Consider the following 9,426-nt stretch of genomic DNA (forward strand, 5'->3'; position numbering starts at 1 on the left):
GGGGGACTATGTTAGAAAAAATGAAAAAAATAACCTTGTCCACATTTTTAGTATCCGGATCAACAGCAGTTTTTGCTATCATCTCCTTGATCAGTGTTTTTATCACCATTAACACTTGGCAAACTCAGCGTGAGGCATCACGACCCTATTTTACTTTTAAAGAATCCCCGCGTATTGAATTAGCGGATGAAGTAAGTCTAGAGTTTAGATTTTTTAACGTCGGCACCCATCCTGCCACTGAACTCACTAGTAAAACCATGGTTTTTCATGAGAATTTAACTGAAAATCCAATTTTAATTGATACTTATCGTGTCGTCAATGATATTCCTCGCGATACGGCAGCGAGCCTTCTCCTCTATCTTGATGCCAATGATGTTGATGCCAATGATGTTGATGCCAATTATCCGGATTTAGATGCTTACTATATCGTCATTCGCTTGGATTATTGGGATCCGATCCTCAAAGATTCCTTTGCTCAAACGATTTTCATTAAATGGCCTGGTGTCTATCAAGAGCGAGTCCAGCCCTTGATTCACATGGAAGCAGGCGAAAAAGATCGGGTGATCCAATACATTAAAGAAAGAAATCTAGCTCCCCTTGATTAGGTAATTGCAAAATTCTCTTGTTAATTTGGTGTCGCAGAGACCTTGATTTTCACCCTGCATCTGATAAGATATTCAACATGCGGTAGAAAATCCATCTGCGAAGGGATTATTATGAAACAAACCCATTCAATCAGACAGAAAATCCAGCTATTTATCCGTATTCTCTTTCCCATATTGATCTCTCAAGTGGCATTATTCTCGATGACGTTTTTTGATACCATGATGTCCGGACAAGCCAGCTCCCTTGATCTTGCCGGTGTAGCTATTGGTGGTAATCTATGGGCGCCCATCAGCACAGGTATCGGGGGAATATTGATTGCGATAACCCCCATTGTCGGGCACTTAATTGGGGCCCAGCGCAAATCCGAAATTTCTGGGAAAGTCATGCAAGGCATTTATTTGGCATTGACCATCTCTGGGCTGCTTATCTTCATGGGAATGCATAGCTTAGAATGGATCTTTTCAAGAATGAATCTAGAAGCTCAAGTTGTTTATATTGCTCGTGGATATCTAATGGCCATTGCCTTTGGAATTCCCCCCTATTTTATCTATCAAGTACTAAGAGGTTTTATCGATGCACTGGGACACACTCGCATTACCATGGTCATCACCCTCCTTTCCTTGCCGATCCATATTGGTCTTAATTACGTATTAATATTTGGTAAACTGGGCTTCCCTAGCTTAGGCGGAATTGGTGCTGGTATTGCTTCTTCCATAACCTATTATTGCTTGACGATTATTGCTATATTCACCCTTCATCGTCATCCTTATTTTTCAGAATACAAACTCTTTAGCCACTTCCCTACCTACTCCTGGCGAGCTTGGCGGGAACATTTGACCATGGGTATTCCCATTGGCCTTTCAATTTTTCTTGAAACAAGTATTTTTTCCGCAGTAACCCTGTTGATGAGTAGCTTTAATACCTTGACCATTGCTGCTCATCAGAGCGCTATGAATTTTGCTTCCATGATCTATATGGTGCCCCTGAGTTTTTCAATTTCTTTAACCATTTTGGTGGGCTTTGAGGTAGGTGCCCGAAGATATCGCGATGCCCGTCACTATTCATTCATTGGTCTTGGCTTCTCCTTCAGTATGGCTCTGCTCACCGCCTTTCTCCTCTATCTCTTTAGAGAGCAAGTTGCCGGACTTTATTCAAAAGAACAAGACGTCATTCAGCTTGCCCAACACTTTCTCATCTATGCTATCTTCTTTCAATTCTCAGATTCCCTTGCCACTCCTATTCAAGGAATTTTGCGAGGGTATAAAGATGTTAATATGCCCTTCATTACGGCCCTCGTCTCCTATTGGTTGGTCGCCCTTCCCACGGGTTACTTCCTAGCAACCACGACTTCCTTAGGCGCCTTTGGATTCTGGCTTGGCTTAATCACCGGCATAACCCTTAATGCCTTCTGCTTATTGTTCAGGCTAAAATTCATACAAGGAAAGCAAGCGGCACTATCTTCTGGTTAAAAGTCTGACATGCAAAAGTAAAAGCGCCCCTCGGCAATGGAAAATTCCATAAACCAAGGGGCGCTCTTCTATTACTTATCAAAAACTTACTTATCCATAACTTCTCCGTTGGCCAACCGCTTTCTTAGCTCACCCACCATATTGGGCACGTCAATCTGCATCGGGCAGCGTTCTACACAACGTCCGCAACGAAGACAGGTATGAATTTGCGGGGCTGTAGCTTCTAGGCCTCCCGAGGTAAAGACATTCCAGATGGTGCCGATACCGCCAAGATAGGTTTCACCGAAACTCCCTGCAGTGATTTGGAAGACAGGACATTCATACATACAGCCTCCGCAACGCATACAGTGGGAAGCTTGCTTGAAATCATCATCAGCCTCCATCTCTGACCGTCCATTATCTACGAAAATCACATAGAACTCTTTAGGGCCATGGGCACCATAGGTCGTGACTTTCTCAATATCCCCGGTTTTACTAGGGCCGGTGACTATATTTACATAGGAAGGAACACCGTACTGAGCATAACGCCATGTCACTTCAGCCACTTTCATGGCCTCCTGGAAGGTAGGGACAAGTTTCTCTGTTCCGACAATCAAGAGGTGAACCGGAGGAGCAGCTGTACAAAGTCGGACATTTCCTTCATTTTCAATAATAACAAAGGCCCCTGTATCGGCAGCCACCACGTTTGCGGAGCTGATTCCAACATCGGCTGTAAAATACTTTTCCCTCATAAAATCGCGAACGACCGCCACTTCTTTGGCAATATCCGGCTCGATCTCCTTACCGAAAAATTCGGTAAAGATCTCCGCCACTTTCTCCCGCGGTACATGAATAGCCGGGGAAAGAATATGCATGGGGCGATCTTTTTTAAGTTGAAGGATGAATTCTCCCAGATCGGTTTCCCAAACTTGGTTCCCCTCTTCTTCTAGATATTCCCGAAGATGAAGCTCTTCACCTAACATACTTTTCCCTTTAACGATAGTTTTTCCTTTGCCGATAATTTCACTGGCCATGACCAAGGCCTCATGCCGGTCCTTGGCAAAAAAGGCTTTGCCCTTGTTCCGTTCTACGGACTCCATAGCTTGAGCAAGCAGCTCTTTTCTCTGCTCTACGGAACGGCGCTTGATTTCACGCACTTCAGCCGCCAGCTCCGGAGTATGGGGAAAACGTTCCATCGTGGCATCCGTGGTCTCACGATAAGCTTTCACTGCCCTGGTAATGGCTTTGCGGATATTTTCATCATGCTGTGAACGATCTATTTCTTTGGAGTATGTTTTAAACTCCTTTTGTACCTTTGAGGTTGATTTTTCACTCATCCCACTATCCCCTTATATAAGAATTCAATTAAGTCAGCAATCCCATCCTTGTCCTTGCTCTTGATTCCGCCCTTCAAGGAAGAAAGGCAATAGGGACAGGAGGTAAGAATAAGATCTGCGCCTGTGTCCTGAAGTTCGCCAACGCGTCTCTCAGCGATGGTATGGGATAGCTCTGGGAACATAAATTTATTGGGCCCACCACAGCAGGTCGTCCAGGCACGATTACGATAAGGTTCTTTAAATTCAACCCCCATCGCCATCAGGATCTCACGAATCTCTTCTGTGATACCCAAATCACGAGCAAGACGACAAGAATCATGGATAACCACAGATTCCTTCGTATTGAGCTTAGGTAATTTGTCTCTTTGTTCCCATACGAGTTGCACAAAGGTCTTAACCTCTAGATCATGGTGAATGCCAAATTTGGGGTAGATGATTTTAATAACTTCCGCGGCATGTGGCGAAAGACAGACGATGGTCTTGGCTTGACTCTCCTGAAAAACCTTAGCCACTCTTTTTCCGTATTCAGCGAGGTCATCCCAGTATCCCAGTTCATAAAGTAGGGCACCGCTATATAATTCATCCTCCCCAGAATAACAAAAATCATAACCCAAGCTTTGGAGAATCCGCGCTGCTTTATAGGAAACGGCATTAAAGCGATCCTTGTCTTGAGCTAATAGAGAGGCATAAATCTTTTCCGGTGCAAGACCTGTCCTGTTAACAATATTGCGTATCCCGAGCAGTGCTGAGAATGTGGCACTGTTAGGATCCATGACGGTCATAGTTTTCACTAAGGAATCAATAAAAGGAAGAAGTTGATATTCCCCGCCTGTGTAAAAAAGAAGATCTCCAGTTTTAGGCAGATTAAGTCCTTTGGCCCAAGCAGATATTTCACTGCCCTTAAGTGCTAAAGGATTACCATACTTAATAATATTTCCGCGAATTAATTCTAATACAGGTGGCATCTTGCGTTCCACTGTAGTTAGCTTGTCAATAGGGTTGATTGCCACAAAATTCACCGCCTTTTTCGAAATACGTATAATTATAGATTACTGAATAAAAGATATCCTTGTAAACACAATTTCTCAATGTATTATGTATTATTTTTAAAGTATGCCGTACTAATACCTACATAATGTGAGAGAAAAAGGACACAAGGAGAATTATACTATGCTGATTAGCTCTTTTCAACCAATAAGTATATCTTATTCAATTAATTATTCATCATACTTCGCAGCGTGAATCGCTTTAATGATTGTATTAGCTAAGACCCCTGCGCCAAAGCCATTATCTATATTGACAACACCAATGCCTGCGGAGCAACTATTTAGCATAGCCAATAAAGCAGCAAGACCACCAAAACTAGCACCATAACCAACACTTGTAGGCACGGCAATAATCGGTTTATCCGTCAGCCCGCCTACGACACTGGCTAAGGCACCCTCCATACCGGCGACCACGATAAGCACCTGAGCATCTTTAAAGCGGTCAGTATTATCGAGTAAACGGTGAATCCCCGCTACACCCACATCATAGAGTCGCTCGACCTGACAGCCCATGATATCTGCGGTCATTGCCGCCTCTTCAGCTACCGGTAAATCGGCTGTCCCGGCGCTAAGGATGAGGACCTTCCCTCGCTTGAGAAGGGGTTTCTTAATTATTGTAATCACACGAGCAAGCTCAGAATAGACCGCCTCGGGAATCGCTTCTTTAACACTAGCAAAGTCATCTGGGGTTGCCCGTGTTGCTAAGATATTATTATCGTACTTTGCAAGATTCATCAAAATTTGCACGATCTGCTCTTTAGTCTTTCCGTGACAAAAAACGACTTCCGGGAAACCATTGCGGATGGTTCGATGATGATCCACTTTAGCAAAGCCTAAATCTTCATAAGGTAAGCTTTTCAGTTCATTCAAGGCGCTATCAAGAGAAATAGATCCCTCTTTTACTCCTTGAAGTAAGGCCAACAACTGCTCTTGGTTCATTCTTTCCTCCATAACTTCCATAACACATAATTGTAGATTATAGCACAATAGTTATGGCATTAAAATCAATAAGATTATCCAAACACTTTAAATTTTGGCAAAGTACAAGTTTAATGAACATAGATAAGGAGAGCAGAAAACACTAGCCTTGTCCACTCTCCTTATTGAAAGGACCATCATAGATTAAATGGAATTTACACTCGGAAACGATAGCCTGCCCCCCAAACGGTCTCAATATATTGTGGTTTGGAGGGATCGATCTCAATCTTTTCTCGGATTCTCGCGATGTGAACCGTTACGGTTGCCGAATCTCCTAAGGATTCGAGTCCCCAGATTCTTTCAAAGAGCTCTTCCCTACCAAAGACACGATTGGGATTTTGAGCTAAGTAGATTAGCAAATCAAATTCCTTTTGAGCGAGGTTAACCTCTTGATTATTGACAAAGACCCTGCGGGAATCCTTTTCAATTTTAAGCCCGCGAATCGTTATCGATTGGCGCTTTTTCATTCCGGCATTAAACCGTTCCTTGATACGTTCATAGTTTTCGATATGGGCCTTAACTCTAGCAACGAGTTCCCCCGGGCTAAATGGTTTGGTAATATAGTCATCAGCCCCTAGGCTTAATCCTTTAATTTTATCGATTTCTTCTTTCTTGGCTGAAACTAAGAGTACCGGGATGTCTTTATCTTCCTTCATGCTTTTAAGAATTTCTAGTCCATCTAATCCTGGCAACATAATATCAAGAATGATAAGATCGTATTCATTATTCTGAATCGCCCGCAGACCGTCAACACCATCCGTGGCAACAGAGACCGCAAAGCCCGCCACCTCTAAATAATCTCTTTCTAACTCGGCAATGCTGGAGTCATCTTCAACAATGAGAATTCGTTTCATGAATCTGCCCCCCTGATTGTGTTTGGAAGAGAGATAACTATACTGGTCCCTTCTCCCAACCTGCTGATAGCCCAAATACGTCCCTCATGACCTTCCACAATTTGCTTGGCAATGGCTAACCCCAGACCACTGCCCTTTATCTCACTGCGTGCTCGATCTGTCCGATAAAAACGTTCAAAAATTTGTTTCACTTCTAGATCAGGAATACCACTACCATTGTCTTGAACTTCGATGATGACACTGGAATGGGTTTCGCGAACAGAAAGAGTAATCCTTCCCTCTTCCTTATTCATATATTTACGCGAGTTATCGATAATGTTCATTATAACACGCATCATGCGTTCCCGGTCCAGAGGAATTGCACACGCTTCTTTGAGTTCACTATTAAAGTGCATGATGATTCCGTTGCGTTCCATCTCCGGTTCAATTTCTCGGAACCCATCCCTAAGAAATTCTTCTACATTGGTAATTTGCAAATTAAAGGGGATTTGATTGAGATCCAATTTTGCATAAAGCAGCAGATCATCAATCATCGTATCCATCTGTTCCGCCTTACGATAGATTGTCCGTAGATATTTCTCTTTCTTTTCCGGCGAATTAGCGATGCCATCTAATAACCCCTCGACATACCCTTTGATGGAGGTGACCGGAGTCTTTAAATCATGAGATATGCTGGTGATCATCATTTTGCGATTATCTTCATATTTTAGCTGGTTATGGACTGAGTTTTTCAATTGGATGCGCATCCGCTCAAGGTCGTAGCAGAGCTCACGCAGTTCCTTATCTCCCTCACTGACAATCTCATGATTAAGATTGCCCAAGGTAATTTCCTTAGCAGCCTTACGCAGATTATTCAGGGGAAAGATAATGCCACGAGAGAAATAACGGGACATATAGACATTAGCTGCAATAAAAGTAAGAACAAAAATAATGGCACAAAAGGTGATGAAGTTCGTAAGGTTAAAAGAAGCCGGGTCAAAGGGTACTAAAAAAAACAGAATTGTGCTTTCCTGATTATCTGTGGCTAAGCTTAAGTCAATAGGCTGAACACTATAGGTTTCGCTACCGAGGGTTATGGTATCCTTTTTAAACCATCCTGAGCTTCCTAACAACCTTACCACATCAATCTTCGTCAGATTATGTGAGGAAAATAATACTGTGTCTCCTTGAAGGGCAGCCACTTCTCCATCAACAGCGGCTATGCGATTGATGATCTGACTCTGAAAACCGGGATCCTCGATTCTCTCCGGATATTTACGAAGAATGCTTTGCTCACTGCCTACAAGGTCAAATGTCAGCTGGGTGATCTCCTGGGTATTTTTGAGAGATTGTTCCGTACCGACAATCTTCCCGGTCACGTATATATAAGTCCACGCGCAAAGAACCGTAATCAATAAAGGAATGATTACGGTTAAAGCGTTGGCAAAAATAAGTCTTCGTTGCAGATTCATGCTACCACCTAGAATTCTTTTTTATCAAACAGATAAAAGGCCCCAGTAAAAAACATCATGCCATAGCCCAGCATAAAGAAAAACTGGCGGAGAATTTTCAGTAAGGGAACGGAATTCGCCAACCAAAGGCTATACCAATCAAAATAGGTCGTGATCAAAAGGCCTGAGTATTGACTAAAAAACAATCCTAGCCCCTTGCAGACAAGAACGAGTAAGATCGTTACAAAAAAGACCGAGATTCCGCTTTTTAAAATATTTGCCAAAAGAACGATGCCCAAAGCAAGGATAAACATTGGCAGAAAGCTGACTCCATAGGCTACGATCGTCTTAAAAAATCCGCCCCAGGTCATCGCATCCCCACTAAAAAGTAATCCGGCGAGCACAGAGAAGACCAGCAGCAGGGCAAGATTAGCTAAGACAAAAAGTCCGATTGCCGATACCTTGGCCGTGAACAGCTTAAAACGGCTTACAGGTCTCGTAAGAGTTATCCGCATGGTATTTTGAGCGAATTCTCCGGAAAAGCTGTCGATAGCAACCAAAGCTGTAAACAAAGGAATGACGGTGTTGATCGCAACTGACAGAACCAACATGGGGAAATCCATACTGCCAGCACCGCGTATACCAAACCCTGTCCTTACTCCGAGGACCATCAACTGTCCGACGACGATAATTAGCAAGGAAAGGATGATGGCTACGACAGCTTTTTTCTTTTTACAGAGCTTTTCCAGCTCATTGATAAAGGCTGCTTGAAAGACGGCCATTTCGTTCTACCTCACTCACAAAATAATTTTCCAAGGTGGCATAATCCTTGAGGATCTCCTCTCTACTCTGGACATTGAGAAGCATACTATTATAGATGACCCCAATTTTATTACAGGTAAGCTCCACATCGTGAATTAAGTGACTGGAGATAAAGAAGGTGGTTTTCTCCGTTTCAGCTAAATGTAAAATAAGCTTGCGGATATCAATCATTCCTTCCACATCGAGTCCATTTAAGGGCTCATCGAGGATGACGACTTGGGGACGCGCCAAAATGGCGGCCGAGATTCCTAAGCGTTGTTTCATGCCTAGGGAAAAACGCTGTGGCTTCTCATTTTTGTAGCGGAGCATGCCTGTTAACTCTAAAACTTCCTCGATTCTCTTTTTATCAATCTCAGGATAAAAACGAGCAAGCTGCCTTAAGTTTTCGTAGGCTGTTAGATAAGGATAGGATTCCGGAACTTCGATGATACATCCCACCTGGGCCATCGCCTTCTCATACTCGTCACGAATACTATGACCAAATATCTTCACATCTCCCCGATCGGCGGAAATTAATCCAGTCATAATCTTCATAGCCGTTGTCTTACCCGCTCCGTTGGGCCCGAGGAAGCCAAAAATTTCCCCACGGTAGATATCGAGGGTCAAATCGTTAACACCACGTCCATTTTTATAGAGTTTTGTGAGATTCTGAATCTCGATGACTTTTTCCATTGGATGATCCTCCATCTAAAAGTCTTAAAAGGAGCTGCCGGAGTAACCCCCGGCAGCCTTATCATAGTGGAAAGCTTATTTGTTCTATTCTAGGCAATTGATACACAGCTCAGAACAAAATTGCGACGTTCACAGCCAATGTATTGTGTCTAACTTGGGTAAAGATAATCAGATTGCCATCTCAATCGCCAAGGAATTTGACATGATTCCGAATTACAGCCAGTGTGGATCGG

Annotated in this window: 9 protein-coding genes; 2 read left to right on the forward strand and 7 right to left on the reverse strand. The window is 43.1% G+C overall.

Going from position 1 to position 9,426, the window contains the following annotated elements:
* The first annotated feature begins 8 nt into the window (after nucleotides 1–8).
* Nucleotides 9–605, forward strand: a complete 597-nt coding sequence (locus AAC978_RS15110; RefSeq protein WP_341548896.1) for a hypothetical protein — start codon at nucleotides 9–11, stop codon at nucleotides 603–605.
* 111 nt (nucleotides 606–716) lie between these two features.
* Nucleotides 717–2,075 (forward strand): MATE family efflux transporter, encoded by a 1,359-nt coding sequence (locus AAC978_RS15115; RefSeq protein WP_341548897.1) that lies wholly within the window; start codon nucleotides 717–719, stop codon nucleotides 2,073–2,075.
* Between the two features lie 86 nt (nucleotides 2,076–2,161).
* On the opposite strand, the gene AAC978_RS15120 is transcribed toward AAC978_RS15115, so the two are convergent.
* The 7 genes from AAC978_RS15120 to AAC978_RS15150 all read right to left on the reverse strand — a co-directional run bounded on the left by AAC978_RS15120 (nucleotide 2,162) and on the right by AAC978_RS15150 (nucleotide 9,193).
* A complete protein-coding gene (locus tag AAC978_RS15120) occupies nucleotides 2,162–3,391 on the reverse strand; it encodes a lactate utilization protein B (protein WP_341548898.1) in 1,230 nt (409 codons plus the stop codon).
* On the reverse strand, nucleotides 3,388–4,356 hold the full coding sequence (locus tag AAC978_RS15125) for a (Fe-S)-binding protein (protein ID WP_341548908.1): 969 nt from the start codon (nucleotides 4,354–4,356) through the stop codon (nucleotides 3,388–3,390). The genes AAC978_RS15120 and AAC978_RS15125 overlap by 4 nt, the downstream gene beginning before the upstream one ends.
* A gap of 252 nt (nucleotides 4,357–4,608) precedes the next feature.
* On the reverse strand, nucleotides 4,609–5,376 hold the full coding sequence (gene larB, locus AAC978_RS15130) for a nickel pincer cofactor biosynthesis protein LarB (RefSeq protein WP_341548899.1): 768 nt from the start codon (nucleotides 5,374–5,376) through the stop codon (nucleotides 4,609–4,611).
* Between the two features lie 194 nt (nucleotides 5,377–5,570).
* Nucleotides 5,571–6,269, reverse strand: a complete 699-nt coding sequence (locus AAC978_RS15135; RefSeq protein WP_341548900.1) for a response regulator transcription factor — start codon at nucleotides 6,267–6,269, stop codon at nucleotides 5,571–5,573.
* On the reverse strand, nucleotides 6,266–7,720 hold the full coding sequence (locus AAC978_RS15140) for a sensor histidine kinase (protein WP_341548901.1): 1,455 nt from the start codon (nucleotides 7,718–7,720) through the stop codon (nucleotides 6,266–6,268). The genes AAC978_RS15135 and AAC978_RS15140 overlap by 4 nt, the downstream gene beginning before the upstream one ends.
* A gap of 8 nt (nucleotides 7,721–7,728) precedes the next feature.
* The gene (locus AAC978_RS15145; RefSeq protein WP_341548902.1) at nucleotides 7,729–8,481 is read right to left on the reverse strand and encodes an ABC transporter permease; all 753 of its coding nucleotides are present in this window, start codon (nucleotides 8,479–8,481) and stop codon (nucleotides 7,729–7,731) included.
* Nucleotides 8,450–9,193: an ABC transporter ATP-binding protein gene (locus AAC978_RS15150; protein WP_341548903.1), complete on the reverse strand. Its 744-nt coding sequence runs from the start codon at nucleotides 9,191–9,193 to the stop codon at nucleotides 8,450–8,452. The genes AAC978_RS15145 and AAC978_RS15150 overlap by 32 nt, the downstream gene beginning before the upstream one ends.
* Between the last annotated feature and the right edge of the window lie 233 nt (nucleotides 9,194–9,426).

The sequence above is a fragment of the Desulfitobacterium sp. THU1 genome (assembly GCF_038181555.1).
In the GTDB taxonomy this organism is placed as follows: Bacteria; Bacillota; Desulfitobacteriia; order Desulfitobacteriales; family Desulfitobacteriaceae; genus Desulfitobacterium.

Coding starts and splice junctions, on each gene's coding strand:
- AAC978_RS15120 (WP_341548898.1), bottom strand. CDS start 3,391: ATGAGTGAAAAATCAACCTCAAAGGTACAAAAGGAGTTTAAAACATAC.
- AAC978_RS15125 (WP_341548908.1), bottom strand. CDS start 4,356: ATGCCACCTGTATTAGAATTAATTCGCGGAAATATTATTAAGTATGGT.
- larB (WP_341548899.1), bottom strand. CDS start 5,376: ATGAACCAAGAGCAGTTGTTGGCCTTACTTCAAGGAGTAAAAGAGGGA.
- AAC978_RS15110 (WP_341548896.1), top strand. CDS start 9: ATGTTAGAAAAAATGAAAAAAATAACCTTGTCCACATTTTTAGTATCC.
- AAC978_RS15150 (WP_341548903.1), bottom strand. CDS start 9,193: ATGGAAAAAGTCATCGAGATTCAGAATCTCACAAAACTCTATAAAAAT.
- AAC978_RS15135 (WP_341548900.1), bottom strand. CDS start 6,269: ATGAAACGAATTCTCATTGTTGAAGATGACTCCAGCATTGCCGAGTTA.
- AAC978_RS15145 (WP_341548902.1), bottom strand. CDS start 8,481: ATGGCCGTCTTTCAAGCAGCCTTTATCAATGAGCTGGAAAAGCTCTGT.
- AAC978_RS15115 (WP_341548897.1), top strand. CDS start 717: ATGAAACAAACCCATTCAATCAGACAGAAAATCCAGCTATTTATCCGT.
- AAC978_RS15140 (WP_341548901.1), bottom strand. CDS start 7,720: ATGAATCTGCAACGAAGACTTATTTTTGCCAACGCTTTAACCGTAATC.